We start from the raw sequence: 25997 nt of genomic DNA, 5'->3' as shown, positions 1-25997 counted from the left end.
GTTTTTCCTAACCGGGGTTGCCGCTGCTCCGATAGCTGGTTGTGAAGGCCCACGGATGGGCCTTCGACACAACGTCCCACATCACGGAGGAAACACCATGGGAATGCAGATCAACACCAACCTGGCTGCGAACAACGCGTACCGCAACCTCAACAACACGCAGAATGACCTGTCCAAGTCGCTGGAGAAGCTGTCCAGCGGCCTGCGCATCAACCGCGCTTCAGACGATGCGGCTGGCCTGGCCATCTCGGAAGGCCTGAAGTCGCAGGTCAACGGCATGGGAGTTGCAGCCCGCAACGCCCAGGACGGCATCAGCGTCATCCAGACCGCTGAAGGCTCCCTGTCCGAGGTCCACTCCATCCTGCAGCGTGTCCGCGACCTCGCGGTCCAGGCCGGCAACGACTCGAACAGCACGGACTCCCGCTCTGCAATTTCAAAGGAAGTTACAGCCCTCGGCTCCGAACTGACACGGATCTCGGCTTCGACTAACTTCAACGGTACGAAACTCCTTGACGGGGTGACGACCTCGCTGACGTTCCAGGTTGGAGCTGGTAGCACCGCTGCTGCAGACCAGATCAGTGTCAACTTGAAGGATGTCGCCGCTGTCGGAACCACCATTTCGGGGCTCGCCGCCACGGGCTTTAGCACTGCTGCCGACGCTCTCACAACGATTGCTGCGATTGACACCGAGATCAAGGGTGTCTCCACCGCCCGTGCATCCCTCGGTGCCGACCAGAACCGGTTCGAGAGCGTCATCCGGAACCTGAACGTGTCCAAGGAAAACCTGTCGGCCGCCAACAGCCGCATCCGCGACACGGACATGGCTGAGGAAATGGTGAAGTTCACCAAGAACAACATCCTCTCCCAGGCAGGCACCGCCATGCTGGCCCAGGCGAACCAGTCCAGCCAGGGCGTCCTGCAGCTCCTGCGCTAGTCCGCTCCGGGCCACCGTCCGGTAGCAATGTTGTACCGGTGAGGGCCGGGCGGAGTGATCCTCCGCCCGGCCCTCACCTGCAGCGCCCCTTGTCCCAGCCACCCACCCACAGCACCCAGGAGCAGCAGCGATGGGCATATCCCTCGACGGACTGGCCAGCGGCCTGGATACCACCGCCCTGATCAGCTCCCTCATGCAGGTCGAAGCGATCCCGCAAACCCAGTTGAAGAACAAATCGGCTGACATCCAGTCGATGGTTTCCGCGCTCCAAGGGTTCAACTCCAAGGTGGCCGCCCTGGCCACGCAGGCCTCCGCCGCCGCCAAACCCGGCGCGTTGAACCTGAACACAGCCACCAGCAGCAGCGACAAAGTCACGGCCACCAGCACCGCTGCAGCGGCAGCCGGGTCCATCGACTTCACCGTGACCAGGCTGGCCCAGACCCAAGTCAGCGTCTCGGATGCCCTGACGGCCTGGCCGCAAACCACCCTGACCATCACCCAAGGCGGCAAGGCCGTGGATATCACCGCGGCTTCCACGTCCTTGGACGACGTGGTGACCGCCGTCAATGCTGCCGGCGCCGGAGTCAGCGCCGCCAAAGTCGCCGTAGGCGGCGGCCAGTACCGCCTGCAGTTCACTTCCACCACCCCCGGCCAGACCGGTGCGTTCGCCGTGACCAACTCCGGTGCCGCTGTTTCCGATGCCAAAGCCGCCCAGGACGCCGAGATCCAGCTCTGGTCCGGGCTGGCAACCCCGCAGTCGATCACCTCCGCCACCAATACCTTCACCGACCTGCTGCCCGGAGTGTCGGTGACGGTCAAGGAAGCATCGGCAACCCCGGTTACCGTCACCGTGGCACGCGACGACGCCCAAATCGGCAAACTGGCCTCCGACCTGGTGTCAGGACTGAACGGCGTCCTGGCCTTCGTTTCCGCCAGGAGCGCCGTCAGCACCTCGGGCACCACCACCAGCGCAGGCATCTTCACCGGCGACAGCACGGTCCGGGACGTGAGCCAGAACCTCCTGTCCGCAGCCTCCATGCCCGTGGGCGTCCCGCCGCGCTCGCCCTCTGAAATCGGCATCAGCATCACCAAGGCCGGCACCATGGAGTTCGACCAGGACAAGTTCGCAGCAGCCCTGGCCGCAGACCCCGCCGGAGTGCAGGCCAAGGTCCAGGAACTGGCCGGACGCCTCGCGGCAGCGGCCACCACGGCGTCGGACAAATATGACGGCACCCTGACCACCAGGATTTCGGGACAGCAGTCCACGGTCCGGGACCTGGCGGACCAAATCAGCGACTGGGACACCCGGCTTGAGGACCGCAAGCAGACCCTCCAGCGCACCTACTCCGCCCTTGAAGTGGCCCTCAGCGGCATGAAGGCGCAGTCATCCTGGCTGTCCTCCCAACTTGCCGGCCTCTCCACCTCCTCAGGAAGCTCCTCATCATGACCTCCACCCCTTTCGGCGGCTACGGCAACGCGGCCCAGCGCAATCAGTACCTGGCCGAGTCGGTGCTTTCGGCGCCACCGGCCCGGCTGCTCACCATGCTGTATGACCGGCTGCTGGTGGACCTGGCCCGCGCCGAAGCGGACCAGGAAGCAGGCAATTGGGCCATGGCATCGGTCCACCTGCTGCACGCCCAGGCCATCCTGACCGAACTTTCCTCCTCGCTGAAAGTCGAGGCGTGGGACGGAGCCGGCAGCCTCCTGGGAATCTACAACTACGCCTCCACCGCCCTCATCAACGCCAACATCCAGCGCGACCCCGCACTGACCAAGGAAGCGATCAGCCTGCTGGAACCCCTCCGTCAGACCTGGCACGAAGCTGCCGCGATGGTGCCGGCGGCCGCCCCTGTCCCGGCAGCCTATGCGGCAGCGCCCCTGGCGGCCCCCGCCGCTATCCGGGGGACCAGGGAGTCTTTGTTCCCTACTGGCAACGGGATGCTCGGCGTTGGCTGAAAGCCCGGCAACGGACCCCGCCGCGGAAGCGGACGCCGCCTTGGCCCGCTGGACGGCGGTCCTGGACTCCCTGGAGCGGACCGCGGATGCGGCCGGTGCCCTGATCCACCAGCCCACCCGCGGTATCCCCGGCACATCCCCAAGGCCGGTGCGGGCCCAACAGCTCCAACAGACCCAGCAGCCCCAGCAGGCCAATCTGCCGCCGCTCGCCTCGCTCCCGGACCCTGCGGCGGCTGCGGTCCGCGCGCGGGCGGTGGCGCTTGCCGCCCGGCAGGAAGCCCTGATCCGCCAGCTTGAGGAGGCCCGGGCGGATGTGGCGCGGCAGTTGCAGGCGGTGTCCTCCATCCCTGGTATCGGGGCGCCGGCGGCCGCCGTCTACCTGGACGTCACGGGCTGACGTACCCGCATGACCGGGCAGGCAGGACGGACGGGAAAACTGGGCGGATTTTCCTCCTAACGCCCCGCTGACCTGTGCCGATAACTCCTGACAGAGCACGGATCGCTCGATGCCACGGCCACGGATCGGCCTCTGAAACACCACCAGGCAGGTTTGTCGTGCTCGAATCCGTGACCTCCGCGGCGCTCTCCAGCGCCCTGGACGGCCTGGCGCTGCGCCAGCGCACCATCGCCAACAACATCGCGAACATCAACACGCCCAACTACCAGGCCAAGCGCGTCTCCTTCGAGGAGGCACTCGCCGCCTCGGTGCGCAACGGCAACGGGCAGGCGGTGCCTTCTGTCGAGGCGTCACTGGAGCCAACGCAGCTCAACGGAAACAACGTCAACCTGGATACCGAAACCCTCTCCAACATCGACACCGTGCTGCGCTACCAGTTCGCCTCCCGGGCAATTAACGGCGAGTTCACGGCCCTCCACGCGGCGATGAGGACCAACTGAAATGACCTTCGACGCCATCGGCATTGCCGGAACCGCCCTGACCGTCCACCGCAAGTGGCTCGACGCCGTCTCGGACAACCTGGCCAACATGAACACGGCAACCAGCACCAACGGCCCGGCGTTCCGCGCCCGCTACATCGAGGCCGCCGAAGGCCAAAACGGTACCGGCGTCTACGTCAAGAGCACCCCTGCCGGGGACGCCACCGGCCGCCTGGTGTACCAGCCGGATCACCCGCTGGCCGACGCGCAAGGCTACGTCCGCTACCCGGACATCGACCTGTCCGAGCAAATGGGCGCCCTGATCATCGCCCAGCGCGGCTACCAGGCCAACGCCCAGGTGGTGGACCGCGCCCGCGAAACCTATTTGGCTGCACTTGAGATTGGAAAGTCCTGATGGCATTCGATGTGCTGAGCGCAATCAGCAATATCGCCGGAGCCGGCGCCGGAGCCGGAGCCACCACCGGCCGGGGCGTGCAGGCAGTGCAGGGGACCGGCTACGTTGATGGCCCGGCCGCCGCCGGAAGCACCCCCTCCGGCGGTGCCTTCGCCACGGCCCTGACCGGCGCCGTCGACAATCTCCAGCAGCTGCAGTCCACGTCCAAGTCCCTGGCCGTCTCAGCCGTCACCGGCAACCTCGACGACATCCACGCCGCCACCATCGCCGCCACCCGCGCGCAGGTGACGCTGGAATTGGTGGCCTCCGTGCGCAACAAGGGCGTTGACGCCTTCAACGAGATCATGAGGATGCAGGCCTGATGCCCCCGCAGATTGCCGCGTTCTTCCGCAGACTGGGCTCCGGGGTCAAAGGGTTCACGCCGGCGCAGCGGACCCTGGCGATCCTGGGCGTCGCTGTCCTGGTCCTGGGTACCGTGGCGCTGGGTGCATGGCTGGGCAAGCCAGCCTACTCGCCCCTTTTCTCCGGGCTGAAGGATACCGACGCGAACGGCATCGTGGAGCAGCTGCGCAAGGACAACGTGCCCTACGAGATCGCCAACGGCGGCTCCACCATCCTGGTGCCCGAGGAGAAGGTCTACGACGAGCGGCTCAAGGCTGCCGCCGCCGGGCTGCCGTCCGCCGCGGCCACCGGGTACTCGCTGCTGGACAAGCTGGGCGTCACGTCCTCCGAGTTCCAGCAGTCCGTCACCTACAAGCGCGCCCTGGAAGGCGAACTGGCCTCCACCATCCAGGCCATGGACGGGGTCAAGACGGCGGCCGTGCGGCTGGCAATCCCGGAAAAGTCGGTCTTCGTGGACAAAACCCCGGACCCCACCGCGTCCGTGTTCGTGGAGACCCAGCCGGGCACCACGTTGTCCCCGGACAAGGTGCAGGCCGTGGTCCACCTGACCTCGGCTGCCATCGAGAACCTCAAACCGGCCAACGTGTCGGTGGTGGACTCGCAAGGCAACGTGCTCTCTGCCATCGGCGGAGCTGCCGCCGGGTCCTCCTCCAAGCAGGCCGCCGAATACCAGCAACGCACCACCGACTCCGTCAAGGCCGTGCTGGACAGCGTCGTGGGCCCGGGGAACGCCACCGTGGCCGTGGCAGCGGACGTGACCGGGGAATCGGCACAACAGCGCAGCGAGACGTTCACTGCCGCCGACGGCGTCCCCGCCCTCAGCGAGACCACCAAGACCGAGAAGTTCACCGGCACCGGCGGCGGGGGAGCGGCCGGCGTGCTGGGACCGGACAACATCGCCGTGCCGGGCGGCACCAACGGCAACGGCACGTTCGACTCCTCGGACACCACCAAGAACAACGCCGTCAACAAGGTCACCGAGGACCGGACCATCCCGCAGGGTGCCGTGAAGCGGCAAACCATTTCCGTGGCCATCAACCAGGCCGCGGCCGCCGGGGTCAACCTCACGTCCGTGCGGTCCCTGGTGACCGCCGCGGCCGGGGCTGATCCCGCCAGGGGCGACGTGGTCACCGTGGAGATGCTGCCGTTCAGCACGGCTGCCGCCGACAATGCCGCCGCTTCCCTCAACGCTGCCAAGGCCGACGCCGAGGCCGCCCGCCAGGCCGAGCTGATGAAGACGCTGGTCATTGCCGGCAGCATCCTGTTGGCCGCCCTCGCCCTGATCGTCGTGATGCTCATCGCCTGGCACCGCCGCCAGCTGCGCGAGCCGGTGGACCTGGGCGTGGGCATCGAATACCCCGCCCTTCCCGGCGGCGCCGTCCAGGCCCTCGAGACCGCGCCGGCCACCTCCGCCATCCCGCTGCCCGCCCCGGTACCGCTGCCGCTCCCGGACGCCGAAGCCCTCGACGTCGAACGCCGGCGCGCGCAGATCGAGGCCATGGTGGCTGAGAGCCCGGCCCGCACCGCCGACTACCTGCGCGGCCTGATGGACGACAGGCAATCCGTATGACCGCCCAGCCCGGTACGGGCCTGGCCGCCCCGGTGAAGGCCGGCGCGCCGCTGTCCGGTCCACAGAAGGTGGCCGTGGTCCTGATGCAGATGAGCCCGGAAAACGCGGCAGCCGTCATGGCCCAGTTCTCCGAGGCGGAGGCCGAGGACATCGCCGCCGAGATCGTCCGGCTGCGCCGGGTCCCGCCGGCCGTCGCGGACCAGGTGATGGGCGAATTCCATGACATCGCGGTCAGCGGCCGCCGCACGGCCCGCGGCGGGCAGGAACTCGCCGTCGGGCTCCTGGAAGCGTCCTTCGGCGCGGACAAGGCTGCCGGCTTCATGGACCGGCTCGCGTCCACGATGGCTGGGAAATCCTTCGAGTTCCTGGAAATGATGGACGCCGGGCAGATCCTGGCGCTGATCGACGGCGAGCTGGCGCAAACCATCGCCCTGGTCCTGGCGCACCTGCGCCCGGCCAAGGCCTCGGCCGTGATGGCGGGCCTGGGCGAGGCGCAGCGCAGCGACGTCGCCCGGTGCATCGCGGTGATGGGGTCACCCACGCCGGAGGCAGTAGGCATCGTGGCGGAGACGCTCAAGCAGCGCTCGGGAGCGGTGGTGTCACAGGGCAAATCCACCGAGACGGTGGGCGGAATCCAGCCGCTGGTGGACATCATCAACCGCTCGGACGTGGCCACCGAACGGTCTGTGCTGGACGGCCTGGAAACCCTGGACCCGGCCCTTGCCACCGAGGTCCGGGCCCGGATGCTCACGTTCGTGGACATCGTGAAACTCGAGCGCCGGGACATCCAGCAGATCCTGCGCGGGGTGGCGCCCGAGGTGCTGGCCCTGGCCATGAAGGGTGCCCCGGCCGTGGTCCTGGATGCCGTCCGCAGCAACGTTTCGGGCCGCAACCAGGAGATCCTCGAGGCCGAGATGGCCAATGCCGGGCCGGTGCGGGCCTCGCAGGTGGAGGAAGCCCGGGCGGACATTGTCCGGTCCATCCGCGAGCTGGAAGCCAGCGGAGCCATTGTGGTGCGCCGCGGCGAGGAGGACGACCTTGTCTACTGACGCCGCCCCGGCCGCGGTGGTCTTCCCGCGCGTGCAGCAGTCCGTCCCGACCGAGTCCCGCGACCGCGGCTACGTGCAGGGCCACGCGGCGGGGTACGCGGCCGGCCTGCGCGCAGCCGCCGCGGATCAGGAACGCCAGGCCGATGCCATGCGTGCCGAGCATGACGCCGTGCTGGCCCACGCCCGCGAGTCCGCCGCCAGGGCAACCGCCGTCCTCCAGGCCGCGGCTGCCGCCTTCCAGCAGCGGTTCGCGCTGGTGCTGCAGGACAGCGAACAGGTGCTGGCCGCCGGTGCCTTGGAACTGGCGGAGGCAGTGCTCGGCTATGAAATGCACGACGGCGACCGCACCGCCCGCGCGGCGCTTCACCGGGCGCTGGGCGGCAGCACGTCCGCCGCACCGGCCGCCGTCCGCCTCCACCCGGCCGACATCGCGCTCCTGGACGGCGCCGGCGCCACCGCGGACGCCGCCGTCGACCTTGTTCCCGACTCCTCCCTGGCCCGCGGCGACGCCATCGCGGTCTACCCGGACGGCTGGCTGGACGCCCGGCTCCACACCGCAGTGGCCCGTGCCCGCGCGGCGCTGCTCGGCCCGGACAACGTGCCCGGAGGCGCGGCATGAGCATCTCCTGGCGCCCGTACAGCGCACGCTTCGCCGCAGCGGTGGGCGCAGCCGCCCCGGAGCGGGTGGGCACCGTGACCGCGGTCCTGGGCCTCGGCCTGGAAATCACCGGGCTCGAGTGCGCGGTGGGGGACCTGGTCACCGTGGGTGACGGCCCCGGGCTGGACGCCGAGGTGGTGGCTTCCGTCAGCGGCGCCATCCGGTGCATGCCGCTGGGACGGCTGGCAGGGGTGGCCGCCGGCGATCCCGCCCGGTCAAAGGGCAGACCGCTGCTGGTTCCCACCGGCCCGGGCCTGAAGGGGCGCGTGCTGGACGGGCTGGGACGGCCCATCGACGGCAAGGGACCGCTGGCCGCCGGCCGGTACGTGCCCGCGGACAACGAATCGCCCTCCGCCATGCACCGGGCCCGGGTGTCCGCGCCCCTGCACACCGGCGTCCGGGTCCTGGACACCATGGCCACCCTGGGCAGGGGGCAGCGCCTGGGGCTCTTTGCCGGGTCCGGGGTGGGCAAATCCTCGCTGCTGTCCATGGTTGCCCGCGGCACCGACGCCGAAGTGTCCGTCATTGCCCTGGTGGGGGAGCGCGGCCGTGAAGTCCGCGAGTTCCTCGAAGACGACCTGGGACCGGAGGGACTGGCACGGTCCGTGGTGGTGGTGGCTACCTCGGACGAGCCCGCCCTGATGCGCCTCCGCTGTGCCGTGACCGCAACCCGGATCGCCGAATCTTTTCGGGAAGCCGGGCAGGACGTGGTGCTGATGATGGACTCGCTGACGCGGGTGGCCATGGCCCAGCGCGAGATCGGCCTGTCCGCCGGTGAACCGCCCGCCACCCGCGGCTACCCGCCGTCGACGTTTTCCATCCTGGCCCGGCTGCTGGAACGCGCCGGTACGGCCCGGACTGGCTCGGTGACCGGTGTCTACACCGTGCTGGTGGACGGCGATGACCACAACGAACCCATCGCGGACGCCGCCCGTTCCATCCTGGATGGCCACGTGGTCCTGGATCGGAAGCTGGCCGTGACCGGGCATTTTCCGTCCGTGGATGTGCTGGGTTCGGTCTCGCGCGTGGCGTCAAAGGTCAACCCGCCGGAGCGGACGGCGGTGGCGGGCTCGCTGCGGAAGGTGCTGGCCGCACGCCGGGCCGCCCAGGACCTGATCGACGTCGGCGCCTACCACCGCGGCACGAACCCGCTGGTGGATGCGGCGCTGGACAACGAGCCGGCCATCAATGCCTTCCTGCAGCAGCGCATGGACGATTCCACCCCGCCGGACATGGCCTGGCAGGCGCTCACCTCCCTGACCAACCGCCTGGGGACGCCCCTCGAAGGAGCCGCATGAACCGCCAGTTTCCCCTCGCCGGACTGCTGAGGCTGCGCCAGCTGCAGCAGGACCAGGCAGCCACCGGCATGGCGCGTGCCGCCTCCCGCTCCGAGGATGCCCGCGGCCGGCGCGCTGCGGCGCGGAAGGAACTCGGCGATTCCGTCGATTCCGCGGTCAGTTCGTCCTCCCTGCTGGCCCTCGCGGCCGCCCGGGCATCCTCCCAGAGCATGCTGGCGGACCTCGACACGCTGTCCGCGGCGGCGGAGGCGGACCTGGCCGAGGCCCGCGCAGACTACACGCAGGCCCGGCGGATGGCGGTGGGGCTGGAGAAGCTCGAGCTCCGCCACGGTGCCGAGCTGGCTGCCGCAGAACTGCACGCAGAACAGGGCGTCCTCGACGAGATCGCAGCCACCTCGTGGCACCGCAAGGCCGGGGAGGCGACGTCATGAGCATGGCCGAAATCATTGGGCGGATCGGAACCATCGAGTCCATGATCAGCGAACTCTCGCGGCCCCTTTCTACGGCGGCTCCGGCGGGGGCCGCCTCCGGCACGTCAGCGGCAAATGCGGCTGCGTTCGAATCAGCGCTGGCCGCTGCCGGTACGGATGCGGGTGCCGGGGCGGGACTGCTTGCTTCATCGGGGCTGGCGGGGCTGGCGGGGCTGGCGGGGCTGGGCGGCGTAACGGGACCTGGCGGCAGCACGGGCCTGTCCGGCATTGCCGGGACGGCTGGGCTTGCCGGAAACACTGGGCTCACCGGAACCTCCGGGCCCTCCGGGACGGCGGCTGCCTCCGCTCCGGCAGCGCCCGGAAAGGCCACCGGCACCGATGTGGTGGCCACCGCCAAGAAGTACATCGGCGTCCCTTACGTGTGGGGCGGCACCAACCCGGCCACCGGAATGGACTGCTCCGGGTTCGTGCAACGGGTCTTCAAAGACCTGGGCGCGGAACTCCCGCGCGTCGTCAGCGACCAGATGAAGGTAGGCACGCCGGTGGCGTCCCTCGCCGAGGCCAAGCCGGGTGACCTGCTGGTCAGCTTCGGCGGGAACCACATCTCCATCTACCTGGGCAACGGCAAGGCGATCGACGCGCCCGTCCCCGGCCAGACCATCCAGGTCCGGGACGCCTGGGAACAGCAATCGAACCTGACGGCCATCCGCCGCATCGTCCCCGCAGGGCAGGGCGCCTGATGCCGGCGGCGGTCCTTCTTCCCACCGCCCCGCCCGCAGCGGCGCGGGGCGGGGCCTCTGCAGGGGCGGCGCCTGACCGGGACGGCGGGGCCGGGTTCGGCGCGGTGCTCGGCGGCGTGCTGGCCGGCCCTTCCCTGCAACCGAACGTTCCTGGCCAAGGCAACGGCGGGGATGCCAAAGACACCACGGACGACGCCGGTACCGCGGTGGCCGGGCAGCCCGCCGTTGTAGAGGGTTCAGTTGCGGCGTTGCTGGCTGCTGCCGGGATGGTTCCGGCCCAGGCCCACGCAACCCCCGCACCAGGCACGACGGCAGCCACGGCAACAGTTACGACGGCGCCAGGGACGGTAGGAGTCCCGGCACCAGGTCCGGTCGCAGCTGCTGCGTCCGGGTCCACGGCAGCGGCCCCTGTTGCGCCAGCGGCCTGGGACGGCAGGCAGCAGCCCGCTCCGGCGGCGGCCCCCGGCGCTGTGGCAGCCGGTGCTGTGGCTGCCGGTGCGGTGGTGGCAGGCGAAGTCGTGGCTGGCGCGGCGCCTGACGCCGGCGTGCTTCCTCCCATGTCTGCAGGCCCGGCAGCCGCGCGCGGTACAAGCCTTCACACCCCTGCCCCCGGTCTTGCAGGATCCGTGCCGGAGGCGGCTGCGCCCGCGGCTCCTGTGCCCGCGCCCGGGGCAGTGGAGCCGCACGCCGAGTCCGGAACCGTTCAGGCCAACCCTGCGCCGGGCAACGGCGGACCGCCCCCGGTGGCCGTGCCCGCGCAGGTTCCCGCAGCACCCCAGCCCGCGCCCGGCGCCCTTGCTTCCGCCACAGAAGGCCCTGCACCGTTCACCCACCCGGCAAGGCTCACGCCGCAGCTGGCCGGCCCGTTGTTCTCCTTGGCCAGCGCCGCGCCCGGGGAACATGTGATGACCCTGAAGGTGTCCCCGGAGGCATTGGGTCCGCTGACCGTGCGGGCCCACATCGACGCCACCGGGGTGCGCATTGAGCTGTTCGCCCCGGCGGACGCCGGACGCGACGCCTTGCGGACCATCCTGCCCGAGCTGCGCCGCGGCCTGGCCGAATCCGGCCTCGCAGCCAACCTCAACCTCTCGCAGCACGGCGCCCCGCCGGACCCGAACCCGGGGGGACCCGGCGGCCAGGCGCCCGGGCAGCACCGTGAACCGGCCGGCCAGCCCCGGCCAGGGCAGCCCGCCGCGGCACCGTCCGATGCTGCCCGCCCTTCCCGGCTCCGCGCCGGCGTCGTCCTTTCCGGAAACCGCCCCGGTGTCCTGGACATCATGGCCTAGCCCGCAACCCATGAAAGAGAGCCACCCATGACCATCGAAGCCGTCGGCGCCACCACCGGCATCCCGGCCGCCGCCAGCGCGCGCAAACCCGTCCAGACCATGGATTCGGACGTCTTCATGAAACTCCTGGTCACGCAGCTCAAGTACCAGGACCCGGGCGCACCCATGGACACCAACCAGATGATGGCCCAGTCCGTGCAGCTGTCCATGATGGAGAAAATGACCGAGCTCTCCGGCGGCGCCAAGGAAAGCTTCTCCCTGCAGATGCGCACCGCTGCGGCCCAGATCGTGGGATCGGAGGTGGGCTACACCCTGGCTGACGGGACCATCGGCAGCGGCGTGGCCAGCGCAGTGTCCTTCGCCACCAGCACGCCGCTGGTCACCGTGGGGTCCGCCAAAGTCCCGCTCGATTCCCTCACCGGGATCAGCGCCCCCGCCCCGAAGCAATAGCTCCACGACACCGCCCTACCCACCCGCCCCACCCGACGAAAGGCCCACCCATGCTGCGTTCCCTGTACTCCGGCATCTCCGGACTCCGCGCCCACCAGACCATGCTGGACGTCACCGGCAACAACATCGCCAACGTGAACACCACCGGCTTCAAAGCCTCCGCCACCCAGTTCCAGGACACGCTCTCGCAGATGACGCAGCCGGCCGCCGCGGGACAGGACGGCGGCGCCGGAACCAACCCGGCCCAGATCGGCCTGGGCGTGCGGGTGGCGGGCATCAGCACCAACTTCGGCCAGGGCTCGGCGCAGACCACCGGCAAGGCCTCGGACCTGATGATTTCGGGCGACGGCTTCTTCGTCACCGGCAAGGGTGCGCAGACGTTCTACACCCGCGCGGGCGCCTTCGAACCGGACAACGCGGGCCGGCTGGTCAGCCCGGACGGCGGCATCTTGCAGGGCTGGACCGCGGTCAACGGGGTGGTCAACACCGGCGGAGCGCTGGGCGCCATCGTGGTTTCGCCCAACACCACCTCGCCCGCCGTCGCCACCACCACGGCGGCCCTGGACGGGAACCTGCCGGCGGACGCCGCGGTGGGCACCGTGCTGGAACGCCAGGTCAAGGTGTTCAACGCCGACGGCGCCTCTCGCACCCTGGATCTGACCTTCAGCAAGACGGCGGCCGGCTGGGACGTGGCGGGGCGCGACGCCAACGGCGCCACCGGCGCCTCTGCCATGACGTTCCAGAACGGTGCGCTGGCCTCCGGCGGCACCCTGGCCGTTGGCGGCATCACCGTGACCCTGGGTACCGTCACCGGGTACGCGGGGATGAGTACGCTCACCGTCGCCGGCCAGAACGGGGCCGAGGCCGGAACCCTGCAGTCCTACACCCTGGCACCCGACGGGTCCGTGGTGGGGTCCTTCAGCAACGGCAGCCGGGCCGTCCTGGCACGGGTGGCGCTGGCCAAGTTCGCCAACCCGGGCGGCCTGGAAAAGGCCGGAGGGTCCTCCTTCGTGGCGACGGGAAATTCAGGTGCTGTCCAGGTGGGAACGCCGGGAGCCGCCGGGATGGGCACCTTGGCCACCGGGTCCCTGGAAATGTCCAACGTGGACCTGTCCCAGGAGTTCACCAACCTGATCGTGGCGCAGCGCGGGTTCCAGGCCAACGCCCGCATCATCACCACCTCGGACGAGGTCCTCCAGGAACTGTCCAACCTGAAGCGCTGAATCTACGGAAGAACTGACTGTCTCCTAGGCGGCACCCACGGGCGGCTGCGGCCCGTGGTCACCTGCGGGGCAGGGGTGTCTCTTGTGCACTGCCCGGGTCACGGGAGCGTCCCGTTGGTTGCCGGAAGCACAGCTCGGCGACGGATCAGCCGAACACCAAGCACTGAACGGTCGAAGCCCTCGCATCATGAAGAGAGCCGGAGGGCGGCAATTGGTGGCGAACCAGGGTCCTGACGAGCAGTCCTGTGTGGTCTCGGAGAGCTTGCAGGACATGATTTCCGATGAAACCAGTCGCGCCTATCAGCAGCACGACTCTATGGGCAGTTGTGAGAGGAGATACTTGAAGCGGGGTGGGCACGTATGCCTCCTCATTTGGAAGGTGGATAAGGATTGGCGTTACAGGACAGGGCGAAGGCCACCCGCGGTGCAATTATCGAAGGTGCAGCATCCATCTTCGAGACCCAGGGGTACGCCAGCGCTTCTTTGGCTGATGTTGCTGAACGTGCAGGGGTCACTAAGGGAGCACTGTACTTCCACTTCAAATCGAAGGAAGAGCTTGCCAAGGCTGTCATCCAAGCGCAGCATGACATGTCCCTGAAACGTAGCGCTACGATTCTTGAGGCGCAGCACCCTGCGGTGACGTCCATGAAGCTCCTTTGTCGAAGCTTTGGTGAGCAACTCCAAGGCGAACCCATCATTCGAGCCGGGATAAGGCTCACCTTCGAGGCGTCCTCCTTCGGCTACGCCGTGAAGGAGCCCTATATCGACTGGCTCACGACGATGGAATCGCTTGTTCGCGCAGCACAAGCTGAGGGAAGCGTCCGGGAATCCATTGACGCTGCCGCCCTTGCCCGACATATCGTCGCGTCATTTACAGGGGTCCAGTTGTTGTCCGAGGTTCTCAACGGGCGCAAAACTCTTCTGGATGAGATCGACATCATGTGGGAGTTCCTCGAAGAGGGCATCCGAAGATGAACGAGGACGGCCGTGTCGCTCCGAGACCCTCACAGGCTGCACGGGCCCGGGCCCATTGCGATTTCAAATTCTGCTTTACGATCTCTGGCGGCGTCGATTGTCAGTGACGCAGTGACGCAGTGACGCAGTGACGACGGCTCCGGCGCCTCGGGTAATTCGGCGCACCTGAACGTGCGGGTCGTCGCCGAACTCAACGGTCTTGTCGAAGCGGCCGGAGAACTTCGTGATATGAAAGCCCGCCGACCACCCAATCAAGCGTCTTCCCCCAATCCCGCCAAACGGGGTAGAGCCTACGCGAACGCTCTCCTAGTGTTCAGAAAACAAAACCGGTCATCCAGCTTGTTTTGCCAGGACTGCTGTCGTAGTCTCTAAAAGCCCGAGCAGCAGGTTATCCGAGGCCTGCGACCTGGCAGCGCCGGTTCCTTCGCGATGAACCTGCGCGCAATGGGGGGAGTTACCTGAACTTTGGAAGCTTTCCTCTCCAGCCGTCATGAATGTGTCGCCGCACTGGATCAGGTTCTACTACGGCAACCTCCGCACCGCTTGCGCCCGCGTTTAGCACTAGAGATCGGCACTGCAGCAGTGAAAAACAGCATGGGTGGGAGTCGTCGGCCCCATCACCGCACACGAATCGTTGGACGCCTGTCATTGCTGACTGCGGCCCTGCTTGCTTTCACTGGCTGCAGTGCCGGTCAAAACCAGCCCAACAACGAGATCTCCACAATCAAAAAAGACGTAGTGAAGCTCCGAGGGGCCAACGGCTTGTTCCGCATGCCGGAAGCCTCAGACTACGAATCCACGTTGGACGTCCAAGCAGCCCTGGAAATAAAGTCCACGCCAAAAAAGGACCCCGTCGTTCCGAACGACGGCTCCGTGCATGCAACCTACCTCGCGTCACGGCTTCTCGACACGAGTTTCCCGGACATCACAAATGAGCGGACGAAACAGGAGCTGGAACGCGTCCTCCAAATACCCGAGACTGACATTCTGACCAGGCTAAAGGCCCTCGTGGCACTTAAAAGGTCTGGCTCGGAAGCCTGGCATAACTACACCCCCGTTGTCGGCCAAGCGCAAGCCAACCTTCCGGCCTCTGTGACTGCTGAAAACCTCAACGAGTACGTCGAACTCATCGACGTGCTGATGCAAGCGGATCCAAGGACCACCCTGAGCAGCCTCAAATCCTTCGATGCCCAGCCCGGCAATGACTCTGCCCTTTCCAAGGCTCTGATTGCGCTTTCGAATTCGATGTACTTCAAAAACAGTGCTGAGGTCCGGTCCATGTTCCCTGCAGTCCAGGCGAAACTCCCGGAGATCATCGCTAACCAGGGAACAGGCGGACTGAACTACTTTAGAGCCCTGACGGCGATGACCAGCGCCAGCCTCTCAGGGCTGGACTCAAACGACTTTGACAGCGCAACGCAAAAGCTCCAGAACTTGAAAGGCTGCAAAGAGTTCTCGTCGCTCTACCGTCTGCAAACCGACGAGGCCTCACCGTGCAGCCTGTCCCTTTCAGCAGCACTCATTGCCGTGCCGGGCGCCTATGACCTAGGAGCAAACAAGTGAGTACCGTTCTCATGCTGGAAAACATCAGCAAATCCTTCAGGGATGACCACCGTAACCGCCACACTGTGCTCTCCGGGGTCAGTCTGCGGCTCGACGCCGGCGAGATCGTTTGGCTCCACGGCGACTCAGGCTCAGGAAAGTCAACAGTCCTGAACATTGCCGGGCTTCTGTCGACCCCGGATGCAGGAAGTGTTTGGGTTGATGGTCGTGACCTCACGCGTGCAGCTCCGAAAATCGCTGCTCGGACAAGGGCCGGCCGGATTGGAATGGTCTTCCAAAGCAGCAACTTATTGCCTGAGCTGACAGCGCTGGAAAATGTTCTTCTGGCGGCCCGCGAACGCCCCTCAAGGGACCAGCTCCTGCACGAACTGGACCGATTCGGTCTCACCGCAGTGGCCGATAGAAAAGCAAAGAAGCTGTCCGGCGGACAGCAACAACGCGTTGCATTCTGCCGTGCTGTTTTCAACAGGCCTGCCGTGCTCCTGGCGGACGAACCGACTTCAGGGCTTGATCCAACGAACACGGAACTCGTCCTCGAAGCTTTGCGATCGAGTGCCGCAAACGGCTGTGGTGTGTTGGTCGCGTCGCATGACCAGATTTTCGAGCAAGTCGCTCATCGAGAACTCCCAATGAGCGAGGTGCTGATTGAACAAGTATGACGTTTTTATCAAGAAGTCCGTACAGCTGACGCTTTCCAAACTGCGTCCGCTCGCGGTCCTGATGGCACTCGGCATAGCCGCCTTCGTCTTTGCGGACAGTGTGGTGGGGGCAGGAATATCCTCGTACTCGAACAACATCACCACCAATTCCGCTCTAAACTACGTTGAAGTGAGCTCCGTTGGCCCCGGAAGCGCGAAGGACATCACGGACGAGTCACTCGGGCAGTTTGATGGGATTTCACACGTTGCTGGTTCTACGGGATGGGCTCAGTTCGATCTAGCTCTCCAAGACCCGACCACGTGGCCGACCACTAACAACCCGGGAGCGTTTACCGCCACGCCCTTCATCAGCGGCGTGACGCCGAAAGTACTTCAAGGCGAAGTCCCGGAATCCGGCCCAAAGGCAGGCGAGGTGCTGCTCCCAGACACCGGACAGGGACAGAAATTCGGCCAGCTTCTCGGCAAAGAAATCAACTTCGTTTACACGAAAGTCATCGGCCCCGGGAACGGAGAGCCGGCGGCAATCGCACTGCGGGTAGTTGGCATCTACGACAACTCATCGCCGGGAACCGACGGAACCCAGGCCGCCTATGTCTCCGATAGCGTCCTTAAGTCCACAATCTCAGATTCCAGGATGGCCGGTGAAGAACTCACTTACCCCCGGGCTTTTGTTCGCGTCGACACAGCTGAAGAAGTAGTCAGCGTACAAAACGCTGTCCGTGAATTGGGCTACTCAGTCAACAGTGTGGCAGGGCAGATCAGGTCACTTACCGGACTCTTCGCACTTCTTGCCCTTGCCAGTTGGGTCATCGGAGTAGTCCTCGTCATATTCTGCCTGGGTGTTGGTATCTCAGTGGGTGGAAGTTGGATCAAGCAACGAGCTCGGGAGGTCGGACTCCTCAAAGCTGTCGGGTGGTCTGCGAAGTCGATCGGCGGGGCCTATTTGACTGAGCTGGCCGTGGTGGGACTGGCAATTGGAGTTGGGGGAGCGCTCTTGGGTTCGCTTTTGTCGATATTTGGGACAACTGTATTCAGCAGCCTCCAACTCGAACTCTTGCCAGTGACCCCGTGGGCAGCGCCGAACTGGCTTCTGGTCCTGGGTGCGCTGGGCTGTGTGCCATTGTTTCTCTGCTTGGGCGCAGTGGGCCATATCGCTCGGCTCGCCCGCTTGGACGCGGATTCCTCCCTGCGCGATCTCTGAGTGCAGACTGCCGAAGGCGTGCTTTATCAAAAGCACGCGGCGCAGGCGTGCCTGGGACCCGGCGGCGCGCTTCGGCGCGGTGCTTTAGTTGTGCTTCAGGCGGCCCAGCCGCGGGCAACGGCGTCCAGGGCGGCGGCGTAGACGGCGGCCCAGTCGGCATCCGGTGGGCCGACTTGTGCCAGTTCCAGGCTGACCAGGCCATGGACCTGGCCCCAGATGGCGGCGGCGACCAGTTCCACGGGCGCTTCCAGGAGGGTCCCGGCGGACTGTGCAGAAGCGACGGCGTCCATCAGCGGCTGCATGGCATTGAGGGCAACGTCCGGGTCTGGCCGGCACTCGACGTAGGCGGCCAGCACGCCGCCAAACATCAGCCGGTAGAGTGCCTGGTGCTCCAGGGCCCAGGCCCGGTACGCCATGCCAAGCCCCTGCAGGCCGCCAGCGGCTGCGGCCGCCTGCGACTCGCCGAACGAGCGGAAACCGTCCTCCACGACTGCGGTGAGCAGCTCTGATTTCCCGCCAAACAGCGAGTAAACGGCGGTGGTGGAGGTCCCGGCGGCGGCGGCCACGTCCCGCACCGTCACCCGCGCCGGACCAGTGCGGTCCACCAGTTCAGCCGTGACGGCCAACAGGTCCTGCCTCAGGGAATCGTTATGAACAACAGGTCTTGCCATGGACCCCATTGTTTCATAACCTTGTTTTGTAACAGCGTTACACAACACCGTGCCGAAGGGGTTCCCATGTCGCAGAAGGTATTTCCGGGCCGCTATACAGCCGATCCGGGCCGGGAGTCCGTCACGGTTTTCCTGATCGGGATGCGGGCCAACCGGTGGTGGAAGGTGGGGACCGTGGGGAGGGTTGGTGCCGCCATGGGGCGGATGCTTCAGCATTTGGGAGATGACCCGGCGACGGGGATGCTCGGTTACCAGCAATGGGTGGGGCGCACCACCATGATGCTCAGCTACTGGGAAAGTCCGGAGCACCTGCGGAAGTTTGCGGCGGACAGGGATGCGCCCCATCTGGAACCCTGGCGCCGTTTCATGAAGGAGCTCGCCGGAACCGGGAACGTCGGCGTCTGGCATGAGACCTATCAGGTGCCCGCTGCCGGCATCGAGGTCATCTACAGCGGGATGCCGCTCTTCGGGCTCGCCAAGGCCACGAACCATGTCCCGGTCGGAGCAGGCACCAACACCGCCAAGCAGCGGATGGGGCGGGCTGCCCGCCCCGCCGGCGGTTCCTGACCGCAGGGGTTTGACGACGCCGAACCGGGCTGGGGCCAGGCGTCCCCCGCCGCGGGGCAATGACGCGCGTTTCCTCCCGAGGTCCGGCTGCGCAGTAGAATCCGGATCTGACAGGAGAACAGATGACTGACGCAGCGAAACCATCCAGCCCTGCGCCGTACGTCCCGCGGCAGATCAGCGGGCCGGTGCTGATGGGCGTCGTGCCCGGCCAGCCGCTTGCCGTCGCGCACCGTGCCGCGGAGCTGGCGTTCAGCCTCGGAGTGAAGCTGGTCTGTGCCTACGTGGACGTAACCACCTACCTTGCCGGGGAGCCGGACGGCAGGGCGGAGGCCCGGCCGATCGACCCCGACGGGGTGGATGACGATATCGAAGGAATCGGTGCCACCATTGCCGCGGACCTCCGTGCAGCTTTCGACGGATCCGGGGTCGACTGGTCCTTCGTGACCCTTGCCGGTGACCCGGCCCGGGCGCTGGGACGCCTGGCGGAATCCGCCGATGCGTCCGTCATCGTGGTGGGCACCCGCGAGCGCGGACTCGGGGCCCGGCTTGAGGAAATGCTGGTGGGATCCGTGGCGGTGTACCTCACCCACCGCCAGCACCGGCCCGTGCTGGTGGTCCCGCTGTCGCCGCACAAGCACCAGCCCAAGGCGGGCCGATGATGGAACCGCCTGTCCCCGGCGCCCAGACGCAGGCGGGGAACGCGGACAAGCGGGGGGACGACGACGGGACCGGGCGTCCGGAGGCCGGCGGCCGGGAGGCTGCGGCGGACCAGGGGACGCTTGGTGCGGCGCGCCCGCACCGGCCGGTGCACCTGCATCCCGGGTTCCTGCTGGTCGTCATTGCGGGCGGCATCCTGGGGGCGCTGGCCCGTTTTGGACTTGCCGGCATCCTGCCTGCACCGGGTGGCTGGCCGGTCCCCACCCTGGCCATCAACCTTTCCGGCGCCTTCCTGCTCGGCCTCCTGCTGGAGGCCCTGGTGCGGCGGGGCCCTGACGCGGGGCGGCTTCGGCTGATCCGGCTGTTCGTCGGCACCGGGTTCCTGGGCGCGTTCACCACGTACAGCACCCTGGCGCTGGAAACGAACACCCTGTTCGGAGCCGGCCGCGTCGCGGACGCGCTGCTCTACGTGGCGGTCAGCGTGGTGGCGGGCGCGGCTGCCACCGTGGCGGGAATTTGGCTGGCGGCGGGCAACCACGCACGGGCAACCGGCAGCCGGAAGGCTCTGAAGAAGGAGAACCGGTGAACGTCGCCACCATTATCCTGGTCGGCGTCGCCGGCGGGCTCGGGGCAGCCACCCGGTTCGTGGTGGACGGCCTGGTACGGTCCAGGGCCCGCACCGCCCTGCCGGTGGGAACCATCATCATCAACGTCACGGGCTCGTTCCTGCTTGGCTTGCTCGCCGGCGCCGTGATCGTGCACGCAGCGCCGGTCGAGCTGCAGGCCATTGTCGGCACCGGGTTCCTGGGCGGGTACACCACGTTCAGCACGGCAAGCTTCGAAACCGTCCGGCTCATCCAGTCCCGCCGTACCGGGCTGGCCCTCCTCAACGGCATCGGCACCGCGGTGGCCGCGGTGGCCGCTGCTGCCGCCGGGCTTGCGCTCGGCAGCCTGTTCTAGCCGGGCAGGCCGGCGCGTCCCCAGGCGGCGCCTGTTGCCGCGGTTTAATTCCCGTGCGCGCCGTACTCTTCGATCACCACGCCCGACTGGAACGAACGGGTCCACGTCAGGGCGAACGACTGTGCAGCGAAGGGCTTGTTGCCGAACAGCGGAATGCCCGACCCGAACGCCACGGGGTTTCGCTTCAGCACGAGCCGGTCGATCTCCGGCAGGAGCGATCCGGCCAGCGCGCCGCCGCCGCACAGCCAGATGTCCAGGCCCTCTTCCCGTTTCAGGTCTCCGACGGCGGCCAATGGGTCGGCGGTCACGGTGATGGCGGGGTCCAGCGTGCGTGGGCTCCTGCTGGCCACAATTTGCCGAAGATGCGGATACGGGCTGCTGATGCCGGCGTCGAGTGCCGGGGCCAGGGTGTTCCGCCCCATGATCACGGTATCGAACCGTGTTCCGGGCGGCTCTAGGCCGAGTGCGCTGTGTGCGTGTGCGGGCAGGGCGTCGGCGTAATCGCCGACCACGAATGCCATGTGGTCGCCGTCGGCAAGGAAGGCGTCGAATCCGCCGGTTGGGTCGGCAATGTATCCGTCAATGCTCACGGCAACGTAGTAAACGAGTTCTCGCATGGTTTCTCCAATCACGACACCTGTCGTAGTTAAAGTACAACAGGCGTCGTGGTTTGGCTAGCATGATCCGTATGGCCCGAAACGATGAACGACGTTCCACCCTTGCCGACGCCGGCATCCGCGTCCTCGCCGAGGAAGGCGCCCGCGGCCTCACGCATCGGGCCGTCGACGCCGCGGCCGGTGCGCCCCGGGGGACTGCCTCCAACTATTTCCCCACCCGGGACGACCTCATCGCCGCGTTGGTTGACCGGATCGGAGAGCGGCTGACTCCTGATCCGGCCGCCGGCCCGGGGCAGGGCCGGGAACCGGACAGGGCACTGTTCGCCGCGTACCTGCGTGACGTTGTGCGGCGGCTCGGTGCCGACCCCCACGTGTCCCTCGCGCTTTTCGAGCTGCGGCTGGAAGCTGCCCGGCGTCCGGCTGTTGCCGACTCGCTGGGCAAGTGGCGGCAACGCGCCTTCGAAGACGACGTGAAATTCAATGACCGGGCCGGACTGCCCGGAGGCCGAACAGAGCTGGCCCTGTTCCACTACGCCATCGACGGGCTCATGCTGGACCACCTCACCGTCCCGCTGGCCACAGGACTCTCCCTCGACGCCGTCGTGGACGAACTGGTGGACCGGATCCTCAAATGAGCGGGTTGCCGGCGCCGGGATCACCCCTGACCTAACGGCCCGGGCCGGGCGGCCGACAGTAGGGAGGGAACGCCCACCCAACAGAGCAGAAACGGCCCATGATCGTTGTCACCCGCCTCAACGGCACCCGCTTTGCCGTGAATCCGGATGTGATCGAGCGGATCCACGAGAGCCCGGACACGCACCTGGTCACGCTCGACGGCGCCACGTACGTTGTGCGCGAAAGCCTGGCTGAGGTTGTGGAGCTGATTGCGAACTACCGGGCCTATGTTCTCCGCCGGGCACGTGACCTGCCGGCAGCCCCCGGGCATTCGCTCAGCCTTGTCCGGACGCCCGAGGAGTAACCCATGGATCCCGCAACAATCATCGGGCTGCTGCTGGCCTTCGGCTCCGTCTTTGCCATGGTCACCCTGGAAGGTGCCAGCGTGGAGGCGCTCCTGCTGCCCGCGCCCATGGTCCTGGTGTTCGGTGCCACCCTGGCGGTGGGCCTGGCCGGAAACACCCTCCGGGACGCCCTCCAGGCGTTCAAGGACCTGCCCCGGGCATTCGTGGCCAAACCGGCCAAACCGCAGGACAGCATCGACCAGCTGGTGGGGTTCGCGGAGATTGCCCGCGGCGAAGGCCTCCTGGCCCTGGAGGATGAGGCCGGCAAGGCCAAGGACCCGTTCCTGGCCCGTGCCCTGCAAAACATCGCCGACGGCACGGACGCCGAAGAGCTGCGGATGCTCATGGAAGACGAGATCGACACCAAGCAGCGCCGCGACCGGATCTCCAGCAAGTTTTTCGCCAGCCTGGGCGGGTACGCACCCACCATCGGCATCATCGGCACGGTGGTGTCGCTGACCCACGTCCTGGAAAACCTCTCCACCCCGGACCACCTGGGCCCCATGATCGCCACCGCGTTCGTGGCCACCCTGTGGGGCCTGGTGTCCGCGAACTTCCTGTGGCTGCCGTTCAGTTCCCGGCTCAAGCGCCTCTCTGACCTGGAAATCGAGCGGATGACCCTGCTGATGGAAGGCATGCTCGCGGTGCAGAACGGCACCCAGCCGCTGCTGCTCGCCGAACGGCTCAACGCCATGGTTCCGGCCGGGCAGGCCAAAGGCAAGGGCAAAACCAAGGGCGCCCCGGCCGCCGGCGAGCTCTCGGACCTGGGCCGGGCCGCTTGAGCAGGCGCCGCCGCCGGAGCCACGAGCCGGAGGAAGAACACGTGGACGAACGGTGGATGGCGTCCTACATGGACATGGTCACCGTGCTCATGTGCATGTTCATCGTCCTGTTCGCCATGTCCACCGTGGACCAGGCCAAGTTCGACAAGCTCCGCAACTCCCTGGCCACCGGATTCGGGGCGGTGGCCACGCAGACGGTGGACACCGCCAGCGGAACCGTGGTGCCGCCCGAGCAGATCAACAAGGATGCCGAAGCCTTCTCCTCCCTGGAACTGGCCATCAAAGAGGTGGACCGGCTCACCGCCCTGCAGCAGAAAATGCAGTCGGACCTCAAGGCCGGCCAGTTGGACGCCAATGTCCAGTTCCAGGTCACCGAGCGTGGCCTGACCGTGAAACTGGTGGGCTCGCAGGCCTTTTTCCTGCCGGACCGGCCCGAGCTCACTCCGCGCGCCAGCCAGGTCCTGGACACCATCAGCCCCACCCTGGCCCCGGCCGGCCTGGAGATCATGGTGGAAGGCCACGCCGCCAACGGCATCACCTCGTTCCCGTCCACCTGGGAGCTGTCCTCCGCACGGTCCGTCAACGTGCTGCGCTACCTGGTGGACCGCGGGGGAGTGCCGCCGGGCAGGATCGGGGCGGTGGCGTTCGGGTCCGCCCGCCAGGTCAACGACGATTCCACCGAGGAACTCATGGAACTGAACCGCCGGGTGGATGTGGTGGTCCTCTCGGACAAGGCGGAGGCCATCCGGGCGCTCATTCCGGAAGCCATCAAAGTGGAGGCCGCGAAACCGGCCCCGTAAGGGACAAGAACACCGGTCCAACCTGCTTACGCGCCGGGAACCGCTGCCGATAGTCCCACCCGTGAGTGAACTGGAGGACCGGCAGGCGCCACGGCAACGGACCGTGGACGTCTACGATTTCCGCAGGCCCACCACCTTGCCCCGGCAGCACAGCCGCGTCCTGGAAGTGGCGTTTGAAACATTCGCCAGGCAGTGGGGCACCCAGCTCACAGCGAAGGTCCGGGTGAAGTCTTCCGCCACCCTGGACCAGCTGAGCATGCAGAGCTACGACGAATACGCCGCCTCCCTGCCGGCCGTCACCGCCATGGTCCTGTGCCGGATCGAAGGCAGCGAATCCCGGCTGGTCCTGCAGTTCCCGGCCACCGCCGCCCTGTCCTGGATCAGCCGGATGCTGGGCGGCGCCACGGACCCGGTGGTCCCGGAACGCAAGTTCACCCAGATCGAGCATGCCCTGGTGCGGCGCATGGTGGAGGACGGGCTGGAGGACCTGCGCTATTCACTGGGCTCCCTGCTGTCCGCGCCGCTGGCCATGGACGTGGTCCAGTACAACTCCCAGTTCGCCCAGGCGGCGGCGCCCGGCGAGCTGATGATCGTGGCCGCGTTCAGCGTCAAGGTGGGCGAGAACCACAGCGCCGCCACGCTGGCCATCCCGGCGGACGTGCTGCTCCCGGGCCTGGGTGCGGTCAACCCGATGGTTCCCACGGCCGACGCCGGCGCCCTGGTCCGTGCCCAGGTGGCGCAGGTGCCGGTGGACGTGGCCGTGCAGCTGGCGTCCGCGCCGGTGACGCCCGGGCAGATCCTTGGCCTGGCCGTGGGCGACATCCTGCCCCTGCCGCACCGCGAGAACAGCCCGTTCGACGTCACTATCAACGGCACCCGGCTGGCCACCGCGGCCCCGGCCCGGAACGGTTCCCGTGCCGCCGCCGTCATTGTCACCACCGAGGAGAACCAGCGATGACCATCACTTTGAACCTGCACGAATCCTCGGCGCAGCAACTGGCCCTGCACCTGCCGCATCCGGCGGTGCTGTCCGTTTCCGGCATCGTCCCGCCGCTGGCGGCCGCTGCGTACGCGCCGCAGGGCATCGCGGCCACGTTCGTGGGCGCCGTGACGGCGGACCTGGCCCTGGTCCTGGCGAACCGTTCGTTCCTGGCCGCGGCCGGCGGTGCGGGAGCGGCTGCCGGCGGCGGGGCACCGGGCCTGGTGTCCGCCGTCGACATCCTGCGCCCTGCCATGGAGGCGGCTGCCGCGGTGTTCGACGCCGGCGTGCTGGGCGAGCTGCGGGAAGAGGACGCCGCCGGGCTGCTCTCGGACCCGGAAACCGCGGTGTTCGAATTGACGGACGGCACCAGCCCGGCCGGCTGGTTCGCAGTGCGGGTGCGCGAGCACGGCACCGTCCATGACGCCGGCCGCGGCTCCCGCCGGGATTCCGGCGTTCCGGCCCGGCTCAGCCTGATCAGCAACGTGGAAATGTCCCTGACCGTGGAGATCGGCCGCACCAGGATGTCCGTCCGGGACGCCTTGGCACTGGAACCGGGCAAGGTCATTGAACTGGACCGCTCCGCCGGTGCCCCCGCCGACGTCCTGCTCAACGGCCGCCTGATCGCCCACGGGGAAGTGGTGGTGGTGGACCAGGACTACGCCGTCCGCATCACCCGCATCCTGGATACCGCCGAGGGACTGGGGTAGATGGATTCAGTCATCCTGGGGCTGCGCGTGCTCGTGGCCCTTGGGGCGGTGCTGGGCCTGATGTGGTACCTGCAGCGCCGCCTGGGCAAGGCGAAAGGCCACGGCCGCCGCCGCGCCAACCGCACCCTGAGCGTGGTCAGCCGCCAGAGCGTGGGCCAGAAGGCCTCCGTGGTGGTGATCGATGCCGGGGACAAACGCTTCCTGCTCGGCGTCACCGAACACAGCATCAACGTCCTGCATGCCGGGGAGATCCCGGTGGAAGCAGTGGACATCACGACGCCGGAGCAGCGGGCCGCGCTCCCGGCACCCGGGCGGGTGGCGGCGGCGCCGTCGGAGAGTTTCGCCGCCGTGTTCCAGGAGGCGGCGGGCATGCCCCGCCGGGCCGAGCTGCACCGCCGCGTGGGCCCCGCGGCCCTGCCCGGATCCAGGGTGTCCGGTCCCGGTGTGCCGGCGTCGAAGCTGCACGGCTCCCTCCTGGCCGGTTCCACCTGGCGGCAGGCCGCCGAAGCGCTCCGCGGACGCCGGAGTTGACCGGAACCGCGGCCGCCG

33 protein-coding genes are annotated in these 25997 nt (G+C 67.5%); 31 read left to right on the top strand and 2 right to left on the bottom strand.

The window, feature by feature from the left end; translation table 11 throughout:
* Window positions 1–97 precede the first annotated feature (97 nt).
* The 20 genes from DFO47_RS02115 to DFO47_RS02020 all read left to right on the top strand — a co-directional run bounded on the left by DFO47_RS02115 (window position 98) and on the right by DFO47_RS02020 (window position 17686).
* Window positions 98–934, top strand: a complete 837-nt coding sequence (locus DFO47_RS02115) for a flagellin (protein ID WP_133830507.1) — start codon at window positions 98–100, stop codon at window positions 932–934.
* Window positions 935–1064: 130 nt separating this feature from the next.
* Window positions 1065–2381, top strand: coding sequence for a flagellar filament capping protein FliD (gene fliD, locus DFO47_RS02110; RefSeq protein ID WP_133830506.1), 1317 nt, complete (start codon window positions 1065–1067; stop codon window positions 2379–2381).
* Window positions 2378–2890 (top strand): flagellar export chaperone FliS, encoded by a 513-nt coding sequence (locus DFO47_RS02105; RefSeq protein ID WP_133830505.1) that lies wholly within the window; start codon window positions 2378–2380, stop codon window positions 2888–2890. The genes fliD and DFO47_RS02105 overlap by 4 nt, the downstream gene beginning before the upstream one ends.
* Window positions 2883–3287, top strand: coding sequence for a hypothetical protein (locus DFO47_RS02100; protein ID WP_133830504.1), 405 nt, complete (start codon window positions 2883–2885; stop codon window positions 3285–3287). Before DFO47_RS02105 ends, DFO47_RS02100 begins: the two co-directional genes overlap by 8 nt.
* 158 nt (window positions 3288–3445) lie before the next feature.
* Window positions 3446–3787, top strand: a complete 342-nt coding sequence (locus DFO47_RS02095) for a flagellar basal body protein (protein ID WP_133830503.1) — start codon at window positions 3446–3448, stop codon at window positions 3785–3787.
* A 1-nt stretch (window position 3788) separates the two neighbouring features.
* The gene (locus tag DFO47_RS02090) at window positions 3789–4181 is read left to right on the top strand and encodes a flagellar basal body rod C-terminal domain-containing protein (RefSeq protein WP_109045291.1); all 393 of its coding nucleotides are present in this window, start codon (window positions 3789–3791) and stop codon (window positions 4179–4181) included.
* On the top strand, window positions 4181–4543 hold the full coding sequence (gene fliE, locus DFO47_RS02085; protein ID WP_133830502.1) for a flagellar hook-basal body complex protein FliE: 363 nt from the start codon (window positions 4181–4183) through the stop codon (window positions 4541–4543). The genes DFO47_RS02090 and fliE overlap by 1 nt, the downstream gene beginning before the upstream one ends.
* A complete protein-coding gene (gene fliF / locus DFO47_RS02080) occupies window positions 4543–6153 on the top strand; it encodes a flagellar basal-body MS-ring/collar protein FliF (protein ID WP_133830501.1) in 1611 nt (536 codons plus the stop codon). Before fliE ends, fliF begins: the two co-directional genes overlap by 1 nt.
* Window positions 6150–7202 (top strand): flagellar motor switch protein FliG, encoded by a 1053-nt coding sequence (fliG, locus tag DFO47_RS02075; RefSeq protein ID WP_109045294.1) that lies wholly within the window; start codon window positions 6150–6152, stop codon window positions 7200–7202. The genes fliF and fliG overlap by 4 nt, the downstream gene beginning before the upstream one ends.
* Window positions 7192–7821, top strand: a complete 630-nt coding sequence (locus DFO47_RS02070) for a FliH/SctL family protein (RefSeq protein WP_133830500.1) — start codon at window positions 7192–7194, stop codon at window positions 7819–7821. Before fliG ends, DFO47_RS02070 begins: the two co-directional genes overlap by 11 nt.
* On the top strand, window positions 7818–9158 hold the full coding sequence (locus tag DFO47_RS02065) for a FliI/YscN family ATPase (protein ID WP_133830499.1): 1341 nt from the start codon (window positions 7818–7820) through the stop codon (window positions 9156–9158). The genes DFO47_RS02070 and DFO47_RS02065 overlap by 4 nt, the downstream gene beginning before the upstream one ends.
* The gene (locus DFO47_RS02060; RefSeq protein WP_133830498.1) at window positions 9155–9589 is read left to right on the top strand and encodes a flagellar FliJ family protein; all 435 of its coding nucleotides are present in this window, start codon (window positions 9155–9157) and stop codon (window positions 9587–9589) included. The genes DFO47_RS02065 and DFO47_RS02060 overlap by 4 nt, the downstream gene beginning before the upstream one ends.
* Window positions 9586–10329 carry a C40 family peptidase gene (locus DFO47_RS02055; RefSeq protein ID WP_133830497.1) on the top strand — a complete coding sequence of 248 codons (744 nt, stop codon included), beginning with the start codon at window positions 9586–9588 and terminating at the stop codon, window positions 10327–10329. Before DFO47_RS02060 ends, DFO47_RS02055 begins: the two co-directional genes overlap by 4 nt.
* Window positions 10329–11615, top strand: a complete 1287-nt coding sequence (locus DFO47_RS02050; RefSeq protein ID WP_133830496.1) for a flagellar hook-length control protein FliK — start codon at window positions 10329–10331, stop codon at window positions 11613–11615. The genes DFO47_RS02055 and DFO47_RS02050 overlap by 1 nt, the downstream gene beginning before the upstream one ends.
* A 27-nt stretch (window positions 11616–11642) precedes the next feature.
* A complete protein-coding gene (locus DFO47_RS02045) occupies window positions 11643–12065 on the top strand; it encodes a flagellar hook capping FlgD N-terminal domain-containing protein (RefSeq protein ID WP_133830495.1) in 423 nt (140 codons plus the stop codon).
* 50 nt (window positions 12066–12115) lie between these two features.
* Window positions 12116–13288, top strand: a complete 1173-nt coding sequence (locus DFO47_RS02040) for a flagellar hook protein FlgE (RefSeq protein WP_133830494.1) — start codon at window positions 12116–12118, stop codon at window positions 13286–13288.
* A gap of 390 nt (window positions 13289–13678) precedes the next feature.
* On the top strand, window positions 13679–14263 hold the full coding sequence (locus tag DFO47_RS02035; RefSeq protein ID WP_133830493.1) for a ScbR family autoregulator-binding transcription factor: 585 nt from the start codon (window positions 13679–13681) through the stop codon (window positions 14261–14263).
* Between the two features lie 648 nt (window positions 14264–14911).
* Window positions 14912–15826, top strand: a complete 915-nt coding sequence (locus DFO47_RS02030; protein ID WP_133830492.1) for a hypothetical protein — start codon at window positions 14912–14914, stop codon at window positions 15824–15826.
* A complete protein-coding gene (locus DFO47_RS02025; RefSeq protein ID WP_133830491.1) occupies window positions 15823–16485 on the top strand; it encodes an ATP-binding cassette domain-containing protein in 663 nt (220 codons plus the stop codon). Before DFO47_RS02030 ends, DFO47_RS02025 begins: the two co-directional genes overlap by 4 nt.
* A complete protein-coding gene (locus DFO47_RS02020) occupies window positions 16472–17686 on the top strand; it encodes an FtsX-like permease family protein (RefSeq protein ID WP_133830490.1) in 1215 nt (404 codons plus the stop codon). The genes DFO47_RS02025 and DFO47_RS02020 overlap by 14 nt, the downstream gene beginning before the upstream one ends.
* Before the next feature lie 95 nt (window positions 17687–17781).
* Here DFO47_RS02020 and DFO47_RS02015 read toward each other — a convergent pair whose 3' ends face one another.
* The gene (locus tag DFO47_RS02015) at window positions 17782–18357 is read right to left on the bottom strand and encodes a TetR/AcrR family transcriptional regulator (protein ID WP_243835302.1); all 576 of its coding nucleotides are present in this window, start codon (window positions 18355–18357) and stop codon (window positions 17782–17784) included.
* Between the two features lie 66 nt (window positions 18358–18423).
* Here DFO47_RS02015 and DFO47_RS02010 point away from each other — a divergent pair, with 66 nt between their 5' ends.
* The 4 genes from DFO47_RS02010 to crcB all read left to right on the top strand — a co-directional run bounded on the left by DFO47_RS02010 (window position 18424) and on the right by crcB (window position 20541).
* Window positions 18424–18924, top strand: a complete 501-nt coding sequence (locus tag DFO47_RS02010; RefSeq protein WP_133830488.1) for a DUF4188 domain-containing protein — start codon at window positions 18424–18426, stop codon at window positions 18922–18924.
* A 122-nt stretch (window positions 18925–19046) separates the two neighbouring features.
* Window positions 19047–19583 (top strand): universal stress protein, encoded by a 537-nt coding sequence (locus tag DFO47_RS02005; protein WP_133830487.1) that lies wholly within the window; start codon window positions 19047–19049, stop codon window positions 19581–19583.
* Window positions 19580–20167: a CrcB family protein gene (locus DFO47_RS02000; protein WP_347876394.1), complete on the top strand. Its 588-nt coding sequence runs from the start codon at window positions 19580–19582 to the stop codon at window positions 20165–20167. The genes DFO47_RS02005 and DFO47_RS02000 overlap by 4 nt, the downstream gene beginning before the upstream one ends.
* Window positions 20164–20541 carry a fluoride efflux transporter CrcB gene (crcB, locus tag DFO47_RS01995; protein WP_133830486.1) on the top strand — a complete coding sequence of 126 codons (378 nt, stop codon included), beginning with the start codon at window positions 20164–20166 and terminating at the stop codon, window positions 20539–20541. Before DFO47_RS02000 ends, crcB begins: the two co-directional genes overlap by 4 nt.
* A 44-nt stretch (window positions 20542–20585) precedes the next feature.
* On the opposite strand, the gene DFO47_RS01990 is transcribed toward crcB, so the two are convergent.
* A complete protein-coding gene (locus tag DFO47_RS01990) occupies window positions 20586–21158 on the bottom strand; it encodes a dihydrofolate reductase family protein (protein WP_133830485.1) in 573 nt (190 codons plus the stop codon).
* A gap of 71 nt (window positions 21159–21229) precedes the next feature.
* Here DFO47_RS01990 and DFO47_RS01985 point away from each other — a divergent pair, with 71 nt between their 5' ends.
* The 7 genes from DFO47_RS01985 to fliO all read left to right on the top strand — a co-directional run bounded on the left by DFO47_RS01985 (window position 21230) and on the right by fliO (window position 25979).
* The gene (locus DFO47_RS01985; RefSeq protein WP_133830484.1) at window positions 21230–21793 is read left to right on the top strand and encodes a TetR/AcrR family transcriptional regulator; all 564 of its coding nucleotides are present in this window, start codon (window positions 21230–21232) and stop codon (window positions 21791–21793) included.
* A gap of 98 nt (window positions 21794–21891) precedes the next feature.
* The gene (locus DFO47_RS01980) at window positions 21892–22137 is read left to right on the top strand and encodes a flagellar FlbD family protein (RefSeq protein WP_109045310.1); all 246 of its coding nucleotides are present in this window, start codon (window positions 21892–21894) and stop codon (window positions 22135–22137) included.
* Between the two features lie 3 nt (window positions 22138–22140).
* Window positions 22141–22959, top strand: coding sequence for a MotA/TolQ/ExbB proton channel family protein (locus DFO47_RS01975; RefSeq protein WP_133830483.1), 819 nt, complete (start codon window positions 22141–22143; stop codon window positions 22957–22959).
* Window positions 22956–23759, top strand: a complete 804-nt coding sequence (locus DFO47_RS01970; RefSeq protein WP_109045312.1) for a flagellar motor protein MotB — start codon at window positions 22956–22958, stop codon at window positions 23757–23759. Before DFO47_RS01975 ends, DFO47_RS01970 begins: the two co-directional genes overlap by 4 nt.
* Window positions 23760–23820: 61 nt before the next feature.
* Entirely contained in the window at window positions 23821–24717 is an 897-nt protein-coding gene (locus DFO47_RS01965; protein ID WP_133830482.1) for a flagellar motor switch protein FliM, read from the top strand.
* The gene (fliN, locus tag DFO47_RS01960) at window positions 24714–25448 is read left to right on the top strand and encodes a flagellar motor switch protein FliN (RefSeq protein ID WP_133830481.1); all 735 of its coding nucleotides are present in this window, start codon (window positions 24714–24716) and stop codon (window positions 25446–25448) included. Before DFO47_RS01965 ends, fliN begins: the two co-directional genes overlap by 4 nt.
* Window positions 25449–25979 (top strand): flagellar biosynthetic protein FliO, encoded by a 531-nt coding sequence (gene fliO, locus DFO47_RS01955; RefSeq protein WP_133830480.1) that lies wholly within the window; start codon window positions 25449–25451, stop codon window positions 25977–25979. It abuts the gene before it with no gap.
* Window positions 25980–25997 lie beyond the last annotated feature (18 nt).

This window comes from Arthrobacter sp. AG258, assembly GCF_004364695.1.
Classification (GTDB): domain Bacteria; phylum Actinomycetota; class Actinomycetes; order Actinomycetales; family Micrococcaceae; genus Arthrobacter.
This window is presented reverse-complemented; position numbering and strand designations above follow the sequence as displayed.